This window comes from Kineothrix sp. IPX-CK, assembly GCF_039134705.1.
GTDB classification, from domain to species: Bacteria; Bacillota; Clostridia; order Lachnospirales; family Lachnospiraceae; genus Kineothrix; species Kineothrix sedimenti.
The window spans coordinates 138,938-159,318 of sequence record NZ_CP146256.1; the positions used below are offsets into that span (position 1 = coordinate 138,938).

At 43.1% G+C, this 20,381-nt stretch carries 17 protein-coding genes; 12 read left to right on the top strand and 5 right to left on the bottom strand.

Translation table 11 applies throughout. The annotated features are described in order from the left end of the window. The 6 genes from V6984_RS00715 (at position 1) to V6984_RS00740 (ending at position 6,678) form a co-directional block, all read left to right on the top strand. The gene (locus V6984_RS00715) at positions 1–1,017 is read left to right on the top strand and encodes an ABC transporter permease (protein ID WP_342757911.1); all 1,017 of its coding nucleotides are present in this window, start codon (positions 1–3) and stop codon (positions 1,015–1,017) included. Between the two features lie 58 nt (positions 1,018–1,075). Further along, positions 1,076–1,648, top strand: a complete 573-nt coding sequence (hxlB, locus tag V6984_RS00720; RefSeq protein WP_342757912.1) for a 6-phospho-3-hexuloisomerase — start codon at positions 1,076–1,078, stop codon at positions 1,646–1,648. Between the two features lie 110 nt (positions 1,649–1,758). Next, positions 1,759–2,364: a nucleoside recognition protein gene (locus V6984_RS00725; RefSeq protein WP_342757913.1), complete on the top strand. Its 606-nt coding sequence runs from the start codon at positions 1,759–1,761 to the stop codon at positions 2,362–2,364. Positions 2,365–2,447: 83 nt separating this feature from the next. Further along, positions 2,448–3,071, top strand: a complete 624-nt coding sequence (locus tag V6984_RS00730; RefSeq protein WP_342757914.1) for a TetR/AcrR family transcriptional regulator — start codon at positions 2,448–2,450, stop codon at positions 3,069–3,071. A gap of 87 nt (positions 3,072–3,158) precedes the next feature. Continuing rightward, complete coding sequence (locus V6984_RS00735; protein ID WP_342757915.1) at positions 3,159–4,946, top strand: ABC transporter ATP-binding protein; 1,788 nt, start codon at positions 3,159–3,161, stop codon at positions 4,944–4,946. Continuing rightward, the gene (locus V6984_RS00740) at positions 4,939–6,678 is read left to right on the top strand and encodes an ABC transporter ATP-binding protein (RefSeq protein WP_342757916.1); all 1,740 of its coding nucleotides are present in this window, start codon (positions 4,939–4,941) and stop codon (positions 6,676–6,678) included. The genes V6984_RS00735 and V6984_RS00740 overlap by 8 nt, the downstream gene beginning before the upstream one ends. A 106-nt stretch (positions 6,679–6,784) precedes the next feature. Here the strand turns inward: V6984_RS00740 and V6984_RS00745 are convergent, their stop codons facing one another. The 5 genes from V6984_RS00745 to V6984_RS00765 form a co-directional block, all read right to left on the bottom strand. Next, on the bottom strand, positions 6,785–7,657 hold the full coding sequence (locus tag V6984_RS00745; protein ID WP_342757917.1) for an ABC transporter ATP-binding protein: 873 nt from the start codon (positions 7,655–7,657) through the stop codon (positions 6,785–6,787). Then, positions 7,654–8,664 (bottom strand): iron ABC transporter permease, encoded by a 1,011-nt coding sequence (locus tag V6984_RS00750; RefSeq protein WP_342757918.1) that lies wholly within the window; start codon positions 8,662–8,664, stop codon positions 7,654–7,656. Before V6984_RS00750 ends, V6984_RS00745 begins: the two co-directional genes overlap by 4 nt. Positions 8,665–8,690: 26 nt before the next feature. Then, positions 8,691–9,689 (bottom strand): FecCD family ABC transporter permease, encoded by a 999-nt coding sequence (locus V6984_RS00755; protein ID WP_342757919.1) that lies wholly within the window; start codon positions 9,687–9,689, stop codon positions 8,691–8,693. Continuing rightward, positions 9,670–10,800 (bottom strand): iron-siderophore ABC transporter substrate-binding protein, encoded by a 1,131-nt coding sequence (locus tag V6984_RS00760; protein WP_342757920.1) that lies wholly within the window; start codon positions 10,798–10,800, stop codon positions 9,670–9,672. Before V6984_RS00760 ends, V6984_RS00755 begins: the two co-directional genes overlap by 20 nt. A 155-nt stretch (positions 10,801–10,955) precedes the next feature. After that, a complete protein-coding gene (locus tag V6984_RS00765; RefSeq protein WP_342757921.1) occupies positions 10,956–11,972 on the bottom strand; it encodes a LacI family DNA-binding transcriptional regulator in 1,017 nt (338 codons plus the stop codon). A 242-nt stretch (positions 11,973–12,214) separates the two neighbouring features. Between V6984_RS00765 and V6984_RS00770 the strand changes: the two genes are divergently transcribed. The 6 genes from V6984_RS00770 (at position 12,215) to V6984_RS00795 (ending at position 20,326) form a co-directional block, all read left to right on the top strand. After that, the gene (locus V6984_RS00770; protein ID WP_342757922.1) at positions 12,215–14,032 is read left to right on the top strand and encodes a sensor histidine kinase; all 1,818 of its coding nucleotides are present in this window, start codon (positions 12,215–12,217) and stop codon (positions 14,030–14,032) included. 3 nt (positions 14,033–14,035) lie between these two features. Further along, the gene (locus V6984_RS00775; RefSeq protein WP_342757923.1) at positions 14,036–14,770 is read left to right on the top strand and encodes a response regulator transcription factor; all 735 of its coding nucleotides are present in this window, start codon (positions 14,036–14,038) and stop codon (positions 14,768–14,770) included. A gap of 94 nt (positions 14,771–14,864) precedes the next feature. Next, the gene (locus V6984_RS00780) at positions 14,865–16,184 is read left to right on the top strand and encodes an ABC transporter substrate-binding protein (RefSeq protein WP_342757924.1); all 1,320 of its coding nucleotides are present in this window, start codon (positions 14,865–14,867) and stop codon (positions 16,182–16,184) included. Between the two features lie 92 nt (positions 16,185–16,276). Beyond that, entirely contained in the window at positions 16,277–17,176 is a 900-nt protein-coding gene (locus V6984_RS00785) for a sugar ABC transporter permease (protein WP_342757925.1), read from the top strand. A gap of 34 nt (positions 17,177–17,210) precedes the next feature. Then, positions 17,211–18,047 carry a carbohydrate ABC transporter permease gene (locus V6984_RS00790; RefSeq protein ID WP_342757926.1) on the top strand — a complete coding sequence of 279 codons (837 nt, stop codon included), beginning with the start codon at positions 17,211–17,213 and terminating at the stop codon, positions 18,045–18,047. A gap of 293 nt (positions 18,048–18,340) precedes the next feature. Next, the gene (locus tag V6984_RS00795; RefSeq protein WP_342757927.1) at positions 18,341–20,326 is read left to right on the top strand and encodes a TIM-barrel domain-containing protein; all 1,986 of its coding nucleotides are present in this window, start codon (positions 18,341–18,343) and stop codon (positions 20,324–20,326) included. Positions 20,327–20,381: the final 55 nt, after the last annotated feature.

A 20,381-nucleotide genomic window follows, 5' to 3' on the forward strand; every position in this document is an offset into this window, starting at 1 on the left:
ATGATGAAAAAAATAAGAGAATATATGAACCGTGATTTGAACTTGAGTATTTTAGTGACATTGACATTTGTGATATTCATTACGCTTCGGATAATTATCGGTCCGTCTTTGCTATCGCTTAATAATATTCAGTCCATGCTGTTTCAAGTGCCTGAATTTGGCTTTTTAGCATTAGCAATGATGTTATCGAATATGGTGGGTGGCATTGACTTGTCTATTATAGCGAATGCCAATACAGTAGCTATTTTTACGGCGTATGTGCTAAACGGACAATTGTCGTTTGGAACGGACGGGGCAGCAAGAATCATTTTAGCACTTATCTTTGCGATAGTATGCAGCCTCTTATTCGGGTCATTCAACGGGATATTGATATCGAAAACTTCTGCACCTCCGCTGATAGCAACGCTGGGGACCATGACTTTATTTCAGGGTATAGGAATGGCAGTAACCGGCGGCGCGAGTGTCGGCGACTTAATCCCGGAATTTTCGCTGATAGCAAAGGCTAAATTGCTGGAGCTGCCCGTTATTTTTTGGATATTCCTTGGAGCGGCGGTTATCGTGGGCCTGGTGCTTACCTATACATCCTTTGGCAGGAACTTTTACCTGTACGGAGGAAATCCGGTAGCGGCCAGATTTAGTGGGATTCATAATGAAAAAATGTGTATCAGCACTTTTCTATTGACGGGACTGCTTGCCGGTATTGCCGGTATTATTATATTGAGCCGTGTAAATTCTGCGAAAGTGGGATATGGAGATTCCTATTTATTGCAGACTATGATTGTGTGCGTAGTGGGAGGAATTGATCCGAACGGCGGAAAAGGAAAGGTTCAGGGAGTTGTAATCGCTATTTTGCTGATGCAGGTAATGTCCAGCGCATTTACAATCATGTCTTTATCGCCTTATACAAAGAAGTTGATCTGGGGAATCATGTTAGTCTGCGTACTCGGATTGAATCATATTATCGGTAAATACAGTGAATACAAAAAACTTAAGATGAGCATGAAGGCGAAAGCATAACAGATATTAAGTACAAGATGAAGTACATATGGTGTAATTGGTGAAAGGAGAAAAATACATGGATGCAGCAATACGATATGACGAATTAAGCAAGGCTATATTAGACGAACACAGGCTGGCATTTGAAAAGCAGGACTTGAAGGAAGTAGTTGACTTAATGAATGCGATTGAAAGAGCAAATCGCATTTTTGTAATGGGAGTAGGACGGGAAGGCACAGCCAGCAGGGCTTTTGCAATGCGGTTAATGCATTTGGGCAAAGAAGTACATTGGATATGGGATGATACAACTCCCGGAATGATGAAGGGAGACTTATTTATAGCGACTAATGGATCGGGTAAAATAGGACATATCCATTATGTTGTGGAACAAGCGAAAAAAACGGGAGCAGAAATTGCAGTCGTAACAGGATCGCCGAATGAAATAACCCCTCGTTTGGCAGATTATATTCTTTTCGTTCCGGCAAGCGTGTTTAACGGAACGGACGATCGGGCGGTTCATTCCATTCAGCCGATGGGAAATCTTTTTGAACAGCATTTATTCATGCTGTTCGATATCATTGTTATGCTATTGGAAGAAAAGCTTCAGATTTCTCATGAGGATATGGAAAGCAGGCATAGGAACGTAGAATAAAATATGATAGAGCTGCGCGGATGCACAAAGAAGCGGATATGTAATCTTTGCCGGAATATATGAACGGGGGCGCGAATATAGTTTAGTCAAACAAATAGATGGTGATTCATATGTTAAACTATATCTGGGCGATTATGATTATTATTGGAGTGATTTACGGAGCGCTTACGGGAAATATAAAGGCTGTGAGCAACGCAGCCCTGAACTCTGCAGGCGAGGCGGTGTCGTTATGTATTACGATGATGGGCGTTATGTCTTTGTGGGTCGGTCTGATGCAGATTGCTCAAACCTCCGGACTGATTCGGAAGATGACCGACGGCATCCAACCGTTCATGTCCTTTATGTTTCCGCGCATACCCAAGGAACATGCGGCAAGGGAATATATATCCACGAATATTATAGCAAATGTATTGGGGCTGGGATGGGCCTGCACTCCGGCAGGGCTCAAGGCCATGGAAGCATTGGCGCAGCTGGAAAGAGAGAGAGGGAATCCGGAATATACCGGAGATAAAAAAATCCGCTCGGCAAGCAGGGAAATGTGCACCTTTCTCATACTAAACATCTCTTCTCTGCAATTAATACCGGTAAATATGATCGTATACAGAAGCCAGTACGGAAGCGCTAATCCGACTGCCGTAATTGCGCCGGCACTTGTAGCCACTTGTTTAAGTACGGTAGCAGCGGTAATATATTGCAAGATTATGGATAAGAAGTAGAAGTTGTTGACAAAATAGAGATAAAACATTATACTGATAGCAGTACTATCGATAGTGGTAATATCCAAGGAGAAAAATCATATATGTCAAAGCCCGATACAAGTATTGACCCGCGTATCTTGCAATCCGCGAAAAATGAATTTCTATCTTGTGGTTATGAAAAAGCTTCTACGAATGTAATATGTAAAAACGCAGGAGTGACCTCCGGAGCATTATATAAAAGATATTCAGGAAAAGATGAGTTGTTTTGTGCGTTGGTTTCTCCGGTGGCAGATCAATTTAAGGAATTGCTCAAAGGTGTCAATGACGACTTTCATAATTTGCCGGATAACGAAAAAAATAATGCTGCGTTTGCTCCCAAATCGCAGACCAATGATTTTGTGAATTTTATTGATTTTGTTTACCGGAATTTTGATGTATTTAAGTTACTGATAGAGTCCTCGAGGGGCTCCTCTTATGAGAACTATCTGCACGAATTAGTGGATATTCTCGTGGCGTCTACCATGCGGTTCATTAAAGAAACGAACCGTGAAGCGATTATCTTAGGAAAAAAAGTGACACCTGAAATTATCCATATACTGATTACCGCGCATTTAAATGGACTTTTCGAACCTGTTATTCACAATATGAGCCGTGAAGATGCCCGAATATATACAGAACAGCTTCAATATTTCTTTAATGCCGGATGGGCTGATATTCTTCACTAGAAAACAAATGCCGCTTAAGGGCATTTGCTTTTACGGCAACAGTTAGTCTTAGCTAACTTGAACGGAGATTAGGAGGGACGTAACGTAATGAAAGAAAAGAGTGTGTTTTTTCGCTTGTTCAGTTATATGGGAAAGTACAAAATAACGATGGCGGTTTCTGCGCTTATGGCTGCAATTGCTGCTGTAGTAAATTTAAGTGCATTTGTTTGTGTTTATAATGTTGCAAAGGAAATTGTGCAGTCATTGGGAGATTTTTCAAAATTGGATCAGGCCGGACTGGCGCAACTGGGATGGCAGGCTGTTTTCCTGATTTCTATGTCGTTCGGGTTGTATGGTATGGCACTGCTGTTTTCCCACATCACAGCATATAACACAGTGGCGGGGCTTCGAATCAAGCTGATCGATCATACAGGAGCGCTCCACTTGGGATACCACTCCATTAATCCGAGTGGAAAGCAAAGGAAAATCATTGAAAAGAATACAGATAATCTGGAAACTCTTATTGCGCATCAAATACCGGATTTTGTTCAGTCGTTGGTTTTGCCTGTTGCTTTTCTGGTGTTTATGTTTATATATGATTGGCGTTTGTCTGTAGTTTGCCTGCTTCCCATTTTGATCGGCTTTGGGATTCTTGCTTCTATGCTTAAAGGCGCAAGTGAGGGTCTGGCAAAGCAATACCAAAAATCAGCAGAAGATATCAGTAACGCAGCGACGGAGTATGTACGGGGGATCTCGGTTGTAAAGGCTTTCGGACAGACGGCCGATTCCTTCCGGCGTTATAAAGCATCTGTAAAAGAATACAGCGATTATATAATCAAATATGCGCTGTCTATGGAGAATAGTGACAGCGCATACAATACGGTCATTAACGGAATTTTCTTTTTTTTAATACCGGGAGGGATTATTCTCTTTAATTTTGGCGGAAATACCGAACGTATGATTCTGAGCTTTATTTTCTTTGCCGTGTTGATTCCCGCCGTTGTTACGATCTTAAATAGGATTATGAAAAGTGCATCCAATCTGATGGTTGCAAAATCATCTCTGGATGCCATCGATAAAATTATGAATGAGAAATCTCTGCCGCAAACCCGGGAACCCCGAATACCATTAAACTATGACATTACACTGGATCATGTATCCTTTGCCTACGAGGATGGCGCAGAAAAAGCACTGGATGATGTGTCCCTTACCATAGAACCAGGAACGATTACTGCCTTGGTAGGCGAATCCGGCGGTGGCAAAAGCACGATAGCCAATCTCATTGCTCGATTCTGGGATGTACAGGGCGGCTCCCTCAAAGTTGGCGGTGTAGATGTCAGAAATATGGACTATGATGAGTGGATGAAACAGGTAAGCATTGTATTTCAGGATACCAGTCTTTTTAAAATGTCTATTCTGGACAATGTGGCTTTTTATACGCCCGAAGTTTCGCGGGAGGATGTACTGCGCGCACTTCATTTGGCTCAATGCGATGACATTTTAGAGAAGCTTCCCCATAGTGCCGATACGGTAATCGGTACGAAAGGTGTCTACCTTTCCGGGGGAGAAATGCAGCGTGTCGCATTGGCACGCGCAATTTTGAAGGATGCTCCTGTAGTGCTGCTCGACGAGGCAACGGCATTTGCCGATGCGGAAAACGAGTATCTGATCCAAATGGCGTTGGACGAGCTGCTTCGGGGAAAGACAGTGCTTATGATTGCACACCGCCTGTCTACCGTTATCCACGCTGACCAAATTTGTGTGCTGGAGCACGGGAAAATTACAGAACGAGGAACCCATGCCGAGCTGCTGAAAGCGGGAGGCGTTTACACCCATATGTATGAAGAGTATCAAAGCAGCATTTCCTGGCGGATTGGAGGGAAAAAATATGTTTAAGAATATTTATCGTTTAAGCGCCGGTGCAAATCGGTCTATTTTAAAAGCCAGTTTTTTCATGACTCTTTTCAATCTGGCGGCCTTGCTGCCGGTAATCCTATTGGCACTTGTGACAAATGAGATGGTGAGCCGTTACTTTGGGTATACACAGGGTGCTATTCCGCTTTGGGGTTATTCGATCGCTGCCTTTGTCCTCATGGGCGTAATCTTTGTAACCTATAAGATCACCTATCGCAAAAAGTATTCCACCTCCGGCAGAGAGGACATGCGCCTACGCATGGAACTGGCTGATAAAATACGGCGGCTTCCCCTTTCTTATCTTGGTAAGAGGGATTTAAGCGATTTGACCTCAGTCATTATGGATGATGTCGCGGTTACTGCAAATACGCTTGCCACGGTTATGACAGAGCTGATCAGCGGCTTGCTTTCCGGATTTATCACTATCGGTATCCTTTTTATTTATGACTGGCGCCTGGCACTAAGCCTTGCCGCCTGCCTGCCCCTTGCCGCCATCTCTATGTCGATGTCCAAAGCGATTTCTGAGGGCGCAAATAAGAGGAACAAACAAAAGAAGCTGAATATCAGCGACGGTTTGCAGGAATATCTTGAAAATATAAAGGTGCTTCGGACTTCGCAGAAAATGGGTGACTATCAAAAGGGGATGGCATACAAAATCAAGCGAATTATTCCCGGCCTTGTCCTGCATGAGCTTCTGGCAGGGCTATCGATTTCCATTTCCTATAATGTTATGCGCATTGGACTGGGATTTGTCATTATCACCGGCTCGGCGCTGTTGATTTCGCGTGAGATCAGTATACTCACATTTTTGTTTTTCCTGTTCATCGCTGCAAGAATCTATGAGCCGCTGACAAGAGCGTGTGAAATGCTTGGCGAATTGATTTATTCGCTGGTCAGCGCAGGGAGGATTCGCACTCTGCTGGACTATCCCGAGCAGAACGGAAACGAAAATATAAATCTGTCGCAATTTGACATTTCCTTTGACCATGTCAGCTTTGGCTACAATCAAGAAGATGTGATCCACGACGTTTCCTTTACTGCCAGACAGGGCGAGATCACAGCTCTTGTAGGACCGTCCGGCTGCGGGAAAAGCACCCTGTGCAAATTGGCTGCACGCTTTTGGGATATACAGCGCGGAAGCATATCCATCGGCGGCGTTAATGTCAATTCTGTTTCTCCGGAAGCTCTGCTAAAGAATTATTCCATTGTTTTCCAGGATGTAGTTTTATTCAATGATACCATCTTTAACAATATCAGGATCGGCAAGGAGAATGCTACAAAAGAAGAGATCGTTGCCGCAGCAAAGCTGGCTCGCTGCGACGAGTTTATCGAGCGGTTGCCGCAGGGGTACGATACCGTAATCGGTGAGAATGGAAAAACGCTGTCAGGCGGCGAACGTCAGCGGTTGTCCATTGCTCGTGCATTTTTGAAGGATGCTCCCATTATTCTTCTGGACGAAAGCACTGCATCCATCGATCCTGAAAATGAGACAAAAATTCAGGAAGCAATCGGAACACTGATTGAAAATAAAACAGTACTGATTATTGCCCATAAACTGAGGTCCATTGTGGAATGCGATAATATTATTGTGCTTAAAGAGGGCCGTTTACTGGAAGAAGGAACACATGATAAGCTTATGGAGAAAAAAGGGTTATATCATCGGCTATATGCGCTGCAAAACGAGAGCATGACATGGGCAGTTAAAACAGTCTGAACAATTAAGAAGTCTCTTTTCAGAAAGGAACTATGCAAAATGAAAAAACAAAAAGACATCAACCGTTTAGACGGAAAAGGTAGCTCCTGTTGCGATTATTTCATTTTCATGGATGGTGGAAAGGTGGTCTGCAGTGGATCTTGGAACGAGAAAACCAAGCAATATGTGTCCGAATATTTTCGTATTCAGCGGTGATACTTTCCGATTGGAATAACAAGGGGGAATTTGAAACCGGATCATTTATTACGCAGCAGTCGAGTCCAAAAATATCTTTTATTAGTTCGGGTGAAATGACCTTGGCCGGAGTTCCCTCTACGATCAGCCTTCCCTGACGGATTGCAAACAGATAATCCGCATATCGTGCAGACAGATTGATATCGTGCAATACCATTACGATAGTAATCCCTCTTGTCCTGTTCAGCTCTGTCAGCAAGTCCAGAATTTCCACCTGATAGGCGATATCCAGGAATGTGGTCGGTTCATCCAAGAGCAGAATATCCGTCTGCTGGGCCAGCGCCAGTGCAATCCACACTCTTTGCCGTTGTCCTCCTGAAAGCTTATCTACACTATGGTTAGCAAGTTCCGCGATTCCCATAACTTCAAGAGCTTCTAAGGCAGCATCGTAATCACTTTTACTCATACTTTTCATTATAGTACGGTAAGGAAACCTTCCCCGGCAAACCAAATCAAATACCGTAATACCTTCCGGAACTACCGGAGACTGAGGCAGCAGCCCCAGGGTTTGTGCCAGCAGCTTTGATGGATAGGATTCTATCTTTTTGCCGTCCAATACAATATTCCCTCCTTCCGGTTTGATCAGTCTTGACAGAGTCTTCAGTAACGTAGATTTTCCGCTGCCGTTCCCTCCGATTATAACGCTGATTTTATTGCTTGGAACGCAAATATCTATCCCATCTATAATAATTTTTTTGTCATAACCGGCAATCACCTTTTCTGCCGACAATAAATGTTCTTTCATGATCCATTTCCTCCTTTGCTATTAACCCGTACCAATAAAAACAGCATATAAGGAGCGCCCAATACGCCCGTGATAACACCTGCCGGATATCTTGTTCCTAAAGCATACTGCCCGACCAAATCTGCGGCAAGTACGAGCAATGCGCCTACCAGACCGGCAGATATCGTATTTACTCCGCTTTTTCCGACCAATCTGGATGCAATAGGACCTGACAAAAATGCTACAGATGCAATGGGGCCTGTGATAGAAGTGGCAAATGCAACTAAGAATACGGCTCCCAATATAAGTACCAGATACATTATATTTACTTTTACTCCCATAGTGGCGGCAGATTCATCTCCCAGCTGCATCACTTTCAGATGCCTTCCAAATAATGTGAGCACAAAGCCCCCAATGATAACTACCGCAAATAGGCTCGGTACTCCGTCCATCTGAACGCCGTTTAAGCTCCCGTTCAGCCAGCGGAGAGCTGTGGCTACGTCATATTGGGCTCCTTTCAGTAATACAAAGGATATTCCGGCCCTCAGCATTGCCTGAATTCCTATCCCGATAAGAATCAAACGGACCTTGGAAAAGCTTTTTCCCTGTGACAGCAAGTAGATACTGACGGCTACGGCAAGCCCCGCTATAAGTGATATAATTGATACAGTTTCACCGCTCATATGCAGCACTAAAATACAGAAAACGGCTGCAAAACCGGAACCGGCGGTGACACCTATAATATCAGGACTCGCCAAATCGTTTCTGAGTAAAGTCTGAAAAGTATTTCCAGCCATGCCAAATGCCATACCAGCTAAAATGCCGGTGAGCATTCTGGGCAGCCGCAGTGTTTTTATCGTAAATACCGCACCTTCTATTTCTTCTCCTCTTAATACCCTGTATATCACATCGGGAGAATAAATCGTATTTCCGTATATAAGCATGAATATTGACAGGAGAAAAATAAGAACAAGCAGTACAATAACTGCCACAATATGCTGGCGGCGTCTCTTATGGTACCCGCTCATTATTAAATTTTTTGTAGAATTCGATATCATATAGAGTTCACCTTCGCTTTCCGGGCAATCATAATAAAGAAGGGGGCACCCAAAAAGGCTGTTATGATTCCTACTTCAAGTTCGCCGGGGCTTCCGATTACCCGCCCTATTACATCGGACACAATTAAGAGGCCTGCTCCGCCGATTGCAGACATAGGAATAATGTACTTTAAGTCAGGACCGAATATGATCCGCATGAAATGGGGAATCATTAGGCCCACAAAGCCAATGGGGCCTGCCAAAGCTGTTGTTGCACCGCATAGCAGTACTCCTGCGAAAGCGCCTAATCCTCGAGTCAGTTTTATATTGGTTCCCAGACTTGTTGCTATTTCATCTCCAAGAGCGAGAGAATTCAAAGAGGGAATCAATAGGATGGCAATCAGGAAACCTATTGCCAGATATGGGGCCATAATCTTTATATCATCCCAGCCGGTACCGCCGATGCTTCCGACCTGCCAAAATCTAAAAGCGTCCATAACAAGTGATTTGGGCAGCATAACCGTATTGACCAGAGAAGATAATGCAATGCTTGTGGCAGTCCCTGATAAGGCCAGTTTAATTGGTGTAATCTCTCCGTTTCCGACAGCGGCGATTGCATACACAAACACAGCCGTAGCTCCTGCTCCGATTAACGCCAGCCAGATGTACTGATTCGGCAGATTGATATTAAAAAATGCAATACCGCATACAACAAATAAAGAAGCGCCGGTATTTACGCCCAGTATGCTTGGATCTGCTATCGGGTTTCTCGTGATAGACTGCATAAGGGCACCCGATACGCCGAGTGCCCCTCCTGCTATTATGCCAAAGACCATTCTTGGAATTCTTGCCTGCACTACACTGACCGTAAAAGAATCTCCGCCTGCGCCGGTAAGTGCCGCAAGAACATCGCTTACCGGAACATTTCGAGAGCCTGCCGCCAGAGAAAGCAGGCCGCATAACACGATACCTATGGAACTTAAAAAAATAACAATTTTATTCTTGGATATTTTCATTTACCTTTTCTGCCGCCTCATTTAACAATGCAAGGTACTCATCAATAGTAGCCGGAATTGATAATACGGAAGGAGTAGTAGATGCTGTAAGTGCTGTCGTTGAATCGAGCATTACCAAAGCTCCGTCTGCAACTGCCGGTATTTGTCCTACCAGACTGTCTGCCTGTAAGGCTTGAAGTACGGAATCGTCACCGTATGTTACAATCATGTCGATATCTTTTAAGGCATCAATATTCTCTGCACTAATAGTAACAGTAAATGCGCTGGGGTCATCCGCTAACTGAAGTACACTTTCAGGGAATTCAAACCCAAGGTCCATTAAATAGGATGCGCGCGGATCTGTAGGCAGATAAATATAAAACGTACCTAAGTCGGAAGCATTAAAATAGAAGAAGGCAGCTGTTTTGCCCTGTAAGCTTTCATACTCAGCAACTTTCGTGTTGATTAAATCTTCCGTTTCGGCAATCAACACTTCTGCTTCCGCTTCTTTTCCCATACCTCTGGCATCCAGAAGAGTCTGCTCTCTCCAATAGGTCTGCCAAGGGTATTCAGGGTATGCAATAACAGGAGCTATCTGACTTAACAAGTCATATTCTTCCTGCGTTATTCCGGAATATGCCGCTAAAATTACGTCCGGTGCCGTATCACTGATCGCTTCATAATCCAGACCGTCGGTATCATCAAAGACCACCGGCTCTTCTGTTCCGAGTTCTTTATACTTATCTGCTGTCCAGAAAAGAAGGCCGTTTTCATCAACTGCTCCGAAATTCGCTTTTGAAACTCCGACGGGAACAACTCCCAAAGCGAGGGGAACATCCTGATTGCCCCAGGATATGGTCGCAATACGTTCCGGCTGGCTTTCGATAACGGTTTCACCAAAAGCATGTGTGATAGTAACAGGATATGTAACGGCAGCGTCCTTTGAAGCAGCATCTTTAGAGGTATCCTCTCCGGCAGTTTCTTCAACAGCGGCTTCTTCGACTGCTGCCTTATCGCCTGTTTCTTCTGTTATTTCATTAACGGTTGCCTTGCTGCCGCAGGCTGTAAAAACGGTAGTAATAGCTAAAAGTGCCATAAGGCCTAATCTGATTTTTTTTTGTCGCATATACATATTTGCTCTCCTTTATATAAAATATAATCCATTCATGGTTAGATGCGCCTAACTTAGAATGGATTATACTTTATGAGGAGAATTCTGTCAACTAAAAGCTAAAGTTTATTAAAATATTTTTAATAGCAATTTTTTCCGTCAATATACCGTATACCTTATAAAGAAAAACTGTCGTGTAGCAATAAGTCGCAAGAACACGTATAGTGTACCGGTTCTGCACCATTGCCTTCCATCAGATGAAGTGCAATATCAAAGGCCTTCATTGTTATTTCATCAATCGGTCTTGCTATCATAGATAAGGAAGGAATATAATTCACGATATGATCTGCGTCTCCGGATGAGCCGAAGCAAAGTAATTCGGCGTCTCTGGGAATCAGAAAGTGATTGCGCGCCAGAAGTGGTATGGCGCCAAAAGCCAATGTGCTGTTCATACATATGATAACTTCCGGTTTTGTTTCCATATTTAAAATATGGCGTGCACCGATGGCTCCTCCGATCATAGTATTTTCCGTAGCAATAAAGTTCTCTTCTAGAAGATAGATCCCACTGTTCTTACAGCACCGTATGAACATATTGAGATACTCGTCTCCGTGCTGCCAGCTGTCACTGCCTGAAAGGACCAGCAGATTACGATAACCTTTTGCAACGATCATTTTTACTGCTTTCTCAATTGCTTCATCAGCCAGATAGGAAACGCTGGGATATTTCTTACTTATATAGTTATATATTACAAAGGGCAAGTCTTCTGCCTGCTCTTCCAGAGTTTTCAAATCAGTCTCACTTTCGATACTGATTACCGCCGAATCATAGGCCGACCGCTGCACTGTTTCGAGCTTATCCTTCAAGTGATTTTTTTCATACGGACACAGTAAAAGATTATAATCGCGTCCTATTTGCTTTCTGTGCTTATTGATGCTTGCAATAATGACATTCATATCCATCCATACAGAATCCACAGGCATAAAAAAGGTAATTGTAGGCTGCCATACATGTACTCCATTTGTGTCACAAGCTGAGGAATTTATTTTATACCCAAGTTGTTTTGCGGCTTTTACTACTTTCAGGGCAGTACCGTCCGCCACCTTATGCTCTTTTGCTGTCCCGTTTAACACAAAACTTACTGTTGATACGGATACTCCTGCAAGTTTTGCAACATCTTTCATAACAGCCATATCTAACCTCCGCATTTTAATTACATTATTTCTTAAACATAAATCAGTTCATTATGTTTAATATACATACTTTACCATAAAAATTCAATTTATATTTAATAAACTAAAATTATTTTAGTTGACGTGTCACCAGTCAAATAATTCGCAAATAGAAGGAGATAGTGTATAATAGACTGAAAATAGACAAAGGTTTATTATGCAAATATGTAAAAGCAACAAAGGCTGAGAGGGATATAATAAGCATGAAAGAATACATGGAAGGTCTTTTTGGAAGGAAATCCAGCATACAAAGAAAGGTTATCATCGTGTACTTGCTTATGGCTGTACTTCCGATCATCATCATAACCTTTTCTGCAAGCATCATGTACTACAACAGCATTTTAAAAGGTGCCTACAGTCTTGTAGAGCAGAATACAAGACAGCATGAGGTTGTTGTTCAGGAAAGGATGGACGCCCTGAAGGGCGTTTTGTATGAACTACTCATCAATAACGAATGCATTAAGCTGGCTGACAGCATTAATAAAGGAGATGAAGAGGACCTTCTGGTAAATGGAGCCGCTATGGAGACCTTGCTTCGAAGGAGCGTTTATACCTACCAGAGCATCCGGAGCGCCGCTTTTGTCGCGGATAACGGGCAGTATGTAACCTATTCAAAATGGTATGGCAGTATGAACGAAAGTATTTGGGCGGATCCGGAGCAAAGAGAAGAAATTTACGATAAAATCAATAAAGAACAGAAATTATCTTTTATAGCTTCCGTTAATTTAAGCAATACGGAAGGAAGAGATGATTATGTTATAATGATGGGTTACCCGGTAAAACATCTCAAGACAAAAGAGCAAAAAGGCGTGTTGGTTATGGCGCTGGATGATGATGTACTTTTGTTTGATGAAGGCGATGAGAGCAGGGAGAACGGAAAAGAAGCAAACGGAATTACTACGGTAATATTGAATGGTGAGGACAGAATCATTGCCGGGGTTCAAAACTCTTACTTAAATAAGAATTATAACGACTATCTGGATGATGAATTCGGTAATATCAAAAGAATATCGGAGAATAGAAAAAAGATAGAGGGAACTGATTGGACAATTGTAAATATTATTGATACCGCCGTATACAGAAAAGATATCTATCATCTGGTAAGTGTGGTCTTTATTCTCATGATAACGGTTACCTGTTTCTTTTTTTTGATTGTGTTTTTTGCATCGAGAAAGTATATAGGAACTGTCCAGAAGATAGCACAGGGTATCCATGATTATGAAGGGATAGGCGAAGATAAGATCGATGTGGATGTGAATGAAAAGGATGAGCTATATGTAATCGTCAGACAGTTCAATAAGATGACGGAAAGGGTTAATTCCCTTGTAGAAATGCTCCGTCAGAGAAATGAGGAGATCAAGGCGGCAGCAATCAGCCAGAAGCATGCGGAGATAAAGGCCCTTGAAGCTCAGATCAACCCTCATTTCCTTTTCAATACACTGGATTCCATTAACTGGAGAGCTATTGAACATGATGAGGTGGAAATCAGCGATATGCTGGGAACATTAGGAAGCCTTTTGAGATACAGTGTTTCCAACATCGATATGGAAGTAGTGCTGGAAGCGGAGATCAGCTGGTTGAAAAAATACATTTTTCTCCAAAGAGACCGTTTTCATGATTCATTTGACTGCAGCTATGATATTACTGAGCAAGCGATGGAATTTCCTATTTATAAAATGCTCTTGCAGCCTATCATTGAAAATACGATATTGCATGCTTTTGAAGAGGTAAAGGAAGGCGGAATGATCTATGTGAAAGCTTTTGTCCGCCAGGATGAAAAACTCGAAATCCGTATCAAGGACAATGGCTGCGGCATGGAGAACGAGGTCGTTGCTGAGATTACACAAGAAATAGAGGAGAAAGGCCCTCTTAACAGCAAGCGTATAGGGATCAGCAATGTCATCCACAGGCTGAGGATATATTATCAGGAAGAAGCGGAGATTATTGTTAACAGTAAGCTTAGTGAAGGCAGCGAATTTATTCTGATCATACCGAACAGACAAGACGAGAGAAGGAGATAGGCGATGAAAACGATTGTTATCGTAGAAGATGAATTCAGAATCAGACAGGGCCTTGGAAGCCTTATTAATAAAGTGGATATGGGGTGTAAGGTAATAGGGGAAGCTGAAAACGGATATGAGGGCCTTAAAATGATTCAGGATTTGGAGCCTGATATTGTGATCACCGATATCCAGATGCCCAAGATTGACGGTCTGCAAATGATTGAGCAGGCAAAGGAAATGGGAGCAGTCTGTACATTTGTAATACTGAGCGGTTATGCCGATTTCGAATATGCGAGAAGAGGAATACGGCTTGGTGTAAAAGAATATCTGTTAAAGCCGGCAACGATATCCAGTGTCAAGGAATTACTGATCAAGCTGGCGGGAAACGGAGAGGAAGAAGCCTGCCGGCCGGAAGAAGAATATTCGGGGATGGTGAAGGAAATGATCGCGATTATGGAGGAAAGTTACGGCATGCGTCTGGGGCTCGATACTTTTGCCGATAAATTCAGACTGACGCCTGAATATATAAGTAATTTGTTTGCCAAAGAAACAAAAATGACATTTTCCAACTATTTAAAAAAAGTCCGGATAGAAAAAGCCAAGGAGCTTATTTTGTCTACTGATATGAAGATTTATGAAGTGGCATGCAGTGTAGGGTATTCGGATCAGAAATATTTTTCCAAAGTATTTAAGGAATATACAGGAGTTTCAGCTAAGCAGTTTGCAATAGATGTACAAAAAAATAAAAGAAAATAGAAAGATTTTATACACTTTTTTTAAAATATTGGAATTTTTTGTTTGCTTTCCAGCGATTATACTAAAGTTACAAAGAAACGAAGGAGGGTAACAGATGAAAAAGAGTATAGCATTATTAACGGCAATGGCAATGGTTGCCGGAACACTTATGGCATGCGGGAGCAGCACGGAATCAGCTTCCGGGGAGAAGGTAACAGAAGCAGCGGACAATACGGCAGTAGAAAATGAAAATACCGAGGGTACCGATTCCGGTACCGACAAGACATCTGCAGACGGAAGAACGGAGATTACTTTCTGGCACTATATGTCGGAAGACAAAGAAGGAAAATATGTGAACCAGGCTGTAGAAGAATTCAACAATGCACAGGATGAAATCTATGTAACAGCGCAATATTTACCGAGAGATGAGCTCATGAAGCAATACACGATCGGTGTGGTATCGGGAGAATTGCCGGATTGCGGCATGGTGGATAACCCGGATCATAATTCTTATGCGTCCATGGGTGTTTTCGAGGATATCACAGACCTTTACAATTCATGGGAAGATGCAAGTTTCATGGAGGGTTCTATTAACTCCTGCTATTATGAAGGTAAATTATACGGACTTCCGTGGGGAAACAATTGCCTGGGCCTTTTCTATAACAAGGAAATGCTGGATGCGGCAGGGATAGAGGTACCCACCACCTGGTCTGAACTGGAAGCAGCTTGTGAAAAATTGACAACAGATACATGTAAAGGACTGGCTATTTCGGCAATCGGTAATGAGGAAGGCACCTTCCAGTATATGCCCTGGTTATTGTCTTCAGGCGGAAGCGTGACCGATTTAGCTTCCGAAGGCTCTAAAGAATCCATGTCATATTTATATGGCTTAATTGAAAAAGGTTATATCAGCAGAGAATGCGTGAACTGGACGCAGGCAGATGCTGAAAAGCAATTTGCAGCAGGACAGGCAGCTATGATGATCAACGGTCCCTGGCAGTTCTCGGGACTTGCAGATGATGCTCCGGACCTTGCTTACGGCGTTGCAAAAGTTCCGAAGGCAGATAACGGAGAATATGCTTCCGTACTCGGAGGTGAGAATGTTGCTATCTGTACCGGCGCTAATGTAGAGGCATCATGGAAATTCTTAACCTGGATTACGAGCAAAGAAAAGTCACAGGATATTTGCAAATCCATCGGACGTTTTTCACCGAGAGCCGATGTAAATGTACAGGAAATGTTTGCGGACGATCCTCTTAATTCCGTGTTTGCGGAGGTAATGCCGAGTGCGCAGTCCAGAGGTCCTTCACCTGATTGGCCGGAAATCTCCGCAGCAATTTACACCGCACAGCAGGAAGTGTTCACAGGACAAAAAGATGTGGATACCGCAATGACGGATGCTCAGGCTAAGATAGATGCTATAGGTTCAAAATAAAAAGATAAAGTCCCATCGCATGTACAATAATAAATTGTGATGTGATGGGACTTTTTGTACTGTAAAACACTCATTGGAAAGGAAGGTTGAATATGCAGTCAAATAAGCGGGAGAGAAGAGAACAGATACTCGGATATTTTTTTATTGTACCGGCGGTTATTTATATGCTGACATTTATAGGATACCCGATTGCATACAACTGGATGATCAGTCTTCAGGACGTGACTGCAAAAACATTGGGCAGCGCAGCAAGAGACTTTGTAGGGCTTAATAATTATAAGTTAATTTTTATGGATTTAACCTTTAGAAAAGCGTTATTACACACATTTGTTTATACGATCGGATGCCTGGTAATTCAATTTTCGCTGGGATTTTTATTTGCGATGTTTTTTGCTAAGAAGTTTGCACTTTCAAAGGCAATCAGAGGGTTTATTGTTATCAGTTGGATGCTTCCGGTCACGGTAACCGCACTTGTATTTAAGTTTATGTTTGCAGAAAGCAATGGTATCATCAACACTATTTTGATGAATTTACATATAATCAAGCAGCCGATCGGATGGCTTCTTCAAGGAAATACGGCAATGCTCGGACTCATAATCGCTAATTCATGGGTAGGGATTCCTTTCAATATGCTGCTGCTTACTACGGGATTGAATAACATTCCGGGGGACATATATGAAGCTGCCTCCATCGACGGAGCGAGCGGAACACAGAAGTTTTTCAAAATTACGATTCCTCTTCTGAAACCGACAATTATGTCCGTATTGGTTCTTGGCTTTGTTCTTACCTTCAAAGTATTTGATCTGGTATATGTAATGACCGGGGGAGGGCCGGTGGATGCGACGGAAGTATTGTCGACTTATTCTTACAAGCTGTCCTTCCAGCTGTTTCATTTCGGAGAAGGAGCGGCAGTCGCCAATGTATTGTTTGTCTGCTTGTTTCTGGTAGCGTTAGTATACCTGAAAACAATTTCAAAGGATGAAGTGATATAAGCGAAGTACAGGAAGAAAGGAGAACAGCTATCATATGAAAAATACACACCTTACTTATAGACATAAAAACATTTTACTCAGTGCGGCAGCCGTAATCATCGCTTGTATTTTCCTGTTTCCGCTATACTGGATTGTAGTTAATTCCTTTAAGCTGGACAGCGAAATCTTTGCCGGTACGCCGACGTTGTGGCCTGAAGATTTTACTTTAAAAGCATATAAAGACCAATTGGGAAGCCTGTCTGTCACAATGAAGAATTCGGTCATCATAGCGGCCGGTTCTATGCTTTTGTCCTTATGCCTGTCGGTTCCGGCGGCATATGGTCTGGCAAGATACAAAGTGAGAGGAATGAAAGTGTTCGTATTGATATTCCTCATTACGCAGATGCTTCCCGCCTCTCTGGTTCTGACACCATTATTTTTGATTTTTTCAAAGCTGGGAATCTTGAATTCCTATTGGGCGCCTATTTTGTCCACGGCGACCATATCCATACCGTTTATTGTCCTGATGCTCCGGCCGGGTTTCCTTAGTATGCCGAAAGAACTGGAAGATGCCGCAAAAATAGACGGCTGTAATGCACTTACCGCCTTTTTCCGCATTGCGATTCCTATTTCAAAGCCTACGGTAATTACCGCGGCATGCTTCAGCTTCGTATTTGCCTGGAATGATCTGGCATATTCCATGACCTTTAACACAAAAGAAGTGATGCGCCCGATGACATCGGCCATCTATACATTTATGAATCAATACGGCACAAAATGGAACAGTATTATGGCATATGGAGTCCTGTTGATTCTTCCAAGCTGCATCATCTTTGTCACTATGCAGAAACATATCGTGGAAGGTATGACGAGCGGTTCCGTAAAAGGATAAATATTAAATTTATCGGAAACTTTCCACGGTGGATTTGTTTTTTTCTCCGGCGTTTGCGGCTGTATTTTTAAAGGAAACCTCAAAGCAGTCATAACCGGACGGGTCGGCAGCAAAGCACCTCCATGTGCGCCGCTGCCTAAACGCCGCATCCTTGCGGCGTTTCCCCTGAGAGCGTCGGTTTCCTTAAGAAAATGCAAGCCGCTAACTAAAGGAGGCAAAAACAAACACACCGTGGAAAGTTTTAGCTAAGTTATGAAATGGCACATAAAATTGTTGAAAGGAGAATTAGTAAGATGAATGTATTTAGGCAGGAAGAGAATTGTTTGAAATTTCATTATGACGCAGAGGAGCTTTGGATCCAACCATGGGGGCCCAACAGCTTTCGTGTCCGTGCTTCGAAAATGGCTAAAATGCCTGATGAGCGTTGGGCGCTTGAGATGGAGCCGGAGAGGACAGTACCTGAAATAAGAATAGAAAAGGATTATGCGGCAATTAAAAACGGTAAAATTGAGGCCAGGATTTCCCGTTATGGAAAGCTCACATTTTATAACCAGAAAGGGGAAGTGCTGTTAGATGAATATTTGCGGAACAGATTGGACGTATTCGCGGATTACTGCAGCGCACTTGAGGTTGAAGCCAGAGAATTCAAGCCCATTCCGGGAGGGGATTATCATCTGTCGATGCGTTTTGTTTCCAATCCTGAGGAAAAAATATATGGCATGGGACAATATCAGCAGCCTTATCTGAATCTTAAGGGTGCGGATCTCGAACTGGCACAGAGAAATTCACAGGCCAGTGTACCGTTTGCTATTTCCTCCCTGGGATATGGATTTCTTTGGAATAATCCGGCAGTTGGAAGGACTATATTCGGCAAGAATATTACAACCTGGGAAGCATATTCCACCAAAGCACTGGATTATTGGATTACGGCGGAGGATACTCCTTCCAAAATAGAAGAGGCATATGCCGGGGTGGCGGGCACGGTGCCTATGATGCCGGATTACGCTATGGGATTCTGGCAGTGTAAGCTTCGTTACCAGACGCAGGAGGAGCTTTTGGAGGTAGCAAGGGAATACAAAAGAAGGGAACTCCCTATTTCCGTTATTGTTATTGATTACTTCCACTGGCCGCTGCAGGGCGACTGGAGATTTGATCCTGAGTATTGGCCGGATCCGGATGCCATGATTAAAGAATTGAAAGATATGGGTATCGAGCTAATGGTCTCCATATGGCCCACTGTGGATTATCGCAGTGAGAATTTTAATGAGATGAAGGAAAAGGGATACTTAATCCGTGCCGACAGGGGATTTCGTATGGTTATGGATTTTCAGGGAAATACTGTTCATTTCGATGCGACTAATCCTGAAGCCAGGGAATATGTATGGCAGAAAGCGAAGAAGAACTATTATGATAAAGGTATAAAAGTGTTCTGGCTGGATGAGGCAGAGCCGGAATACAGTATTTATGATTTCGACAACTACCGTTATTATATGGGGCCCAACGTACAAATTGGAAATATTTATCCTGCTATGTATGCGAAAACCTTTTTTGACGGCATGAAAGCGCAGGGACAGGAGAATATCATCAATCTGCTCCGCTGTGCATGGGCAGGCTCCCAGAAATATGGAGCGCTCGTGTGGTCGGGAGATATTCATTCCAGTTTTGGGAGCCTGCGCAATCAGCTGGCAGCAGGATTGAATATGGGAATTGCAGGAATTCCATGGTGGACTACCGATATCGGAGGATTTCACGGTGGAGATCCAGAAGACCCTGCATTTCAGGAGTTATTGATAAGATGGTTTGAGTATGGAACTTTCTGCCCGGTTATGCGTTTGCACGGTTATAGAGAACCGCTGAAAGAGCCTATGGGAACAGAGGGAGGGGCAGCCTGCGTTTCCGGTGCGGATAATGAGGTATGGTCCTTTGGAGATGAAGCCTATGAAATCTGCAAGACTTATTTACAGCTTCGGGAGAATATGAAGCCTTATATCACAGAATTGATGAAAGAGGCCCATGAAAAAGGAACGCCGGTTATGAGACCGTTATTTTATGATTTCTCCGAAGATGCAAAAGCATGGGAAATTGAAGATGAATATATGTTTGGCCCGGATTTTCTTGTCGCACCTATCCTGTATGCGGATATGAGGAAGAGAGAAGTCTATCTGCCAAGCGGCAGTAAATGGAAAAGCTATTGGACCGGAGAAACGTTTGATGGAGGAAGCTCTATCGAAGTGGATGCTCCTCTTGCGCAGCTTCCGGTATTTACAAGGTGTAATTAGGTTAATGAATATTTTCAACTGTTGATTTCCCGTCGACGAACGCAGACACGAGGTA

Excerpts from the sequence above, each read along its gene's own strand:
- V6984_RS00780 (WP_342757924.1), top strand. The coding sequence starts at position 14,865 with ATGAAAAAGAGTATAGCATTATTAACGGCAATGGCAATGGTTGCCGGA.
- hxlB (WP_342757912.1), top strand. The coding sequence starts at position 1,076 with ATGGATGCAGCAATACGATATGACGAATTAAGCAAGGCTATATTAGAC.
- V6984_RS00765 (WP_342757921.1), bottom strand. The coding sequence starts at position 11,972 with ATGGCTGTTATGAAAGATGTTGCAAAACTTGCAGGAGTATCCGTATCA.
- V6984_RS00725 (WP_342757913.1), top strand. The coding sequence starts at position 1,759 with ATGTTAAACTATATCTGGGCGATTATGATTATTATTGGAGTGATTTAC.
- V6984_RS00750 (WP_342757918.1), bottom strand. The coding sequence starts at position 8,664 with ATGAGCGGGTACCATAAGAGACGCCGCCAGCATATTGTGGCAGTTATT.
- V6984_RS00740 (WP_342757916.1), top strand. The coding sequence starts at position 4,939 with ATGTTTAAGAATATTTATCGTTTAAGCGCCGGTGCAAATCGGTCTATT.
- V6984_RS00755 (WP_342757919.1), bottom strand. The coding sequence starts at position 9,689 with ATGAAAATATCCAAGAATAAAATTGTTATTTTTTTAAGTTCCATAGGT.
- V6984_RS00730 (WP_342757914.1), top strand. The coding sequence starts at position 2,448 with ATGTCAAAGCCCGATACAAGTATTGACCCGCGTATCTTGCAATCCGCG.
- V6984_RS00745 (WP_342757917.1), bottom strand. The coding sequence starts at position 7,657 with ATGAAAGAACATTTATTGTCGGCAGAAAAGGTGATTGCCGGTTATGAC.
- V6984_RS00735 (WP_342757915.1), top strand. The coding sequence starts at position 3,159 with ATGAAAGAAAAGAGTGTGTTTTTTCGCTTGTTCAGTTATATGGGAAAG.
- V6984_RS00760 (WP_342757920.1), bottom strand. The coding sequence starts at position 10,800 with ATGTATATGCGACAAAAAAAAATCAGATTAGGCCTTATGGCACTTTTA.
- V6984_RS00790 (WP_342757926.1), top strand. The coding sequence starts at position 17,211 with ATGAAAAATACACACCTTACTTATAGACATAAAAACATTTTACTCAGT.
- V6984_RS00775 (WP_342757923.1), top strand. The coding sequence starts at position 14,036 with ATGAAAACGATTGTTATCGTAGAAGATGAATTCAGAATCAGACAGGGC.
- V6984_RS00715 (WP_342757911.1), top strand. The coding sequence starts at position 1 with ATGATGAAAAAAATAAGAGAATATATGAACCGTGATTTGAACTTGAGT.
- V6984_RS00785 (WP_342757925.1), top strand. The coding sequence starts at position 16,277 with ATGCAGTCAAATAAGCGGGAGAGAAGAGAACAGATACTCGGATATTTT.
- V6984_RS00770 (WP_342757922.1), top strand. The coding sequence starts at position 12,215 with ATGAAAGAATACATGGAAGGTCTTTTTGGAAGGAAATCCAGCATACAA.
- V6984_RS00795 (WP_342757927.1), top strand. The coding sequence starts at position 18,341 with ATGAATGTATTTAGGCAGGAAGAGAATTGTTTGAAATTTCATTATGAC.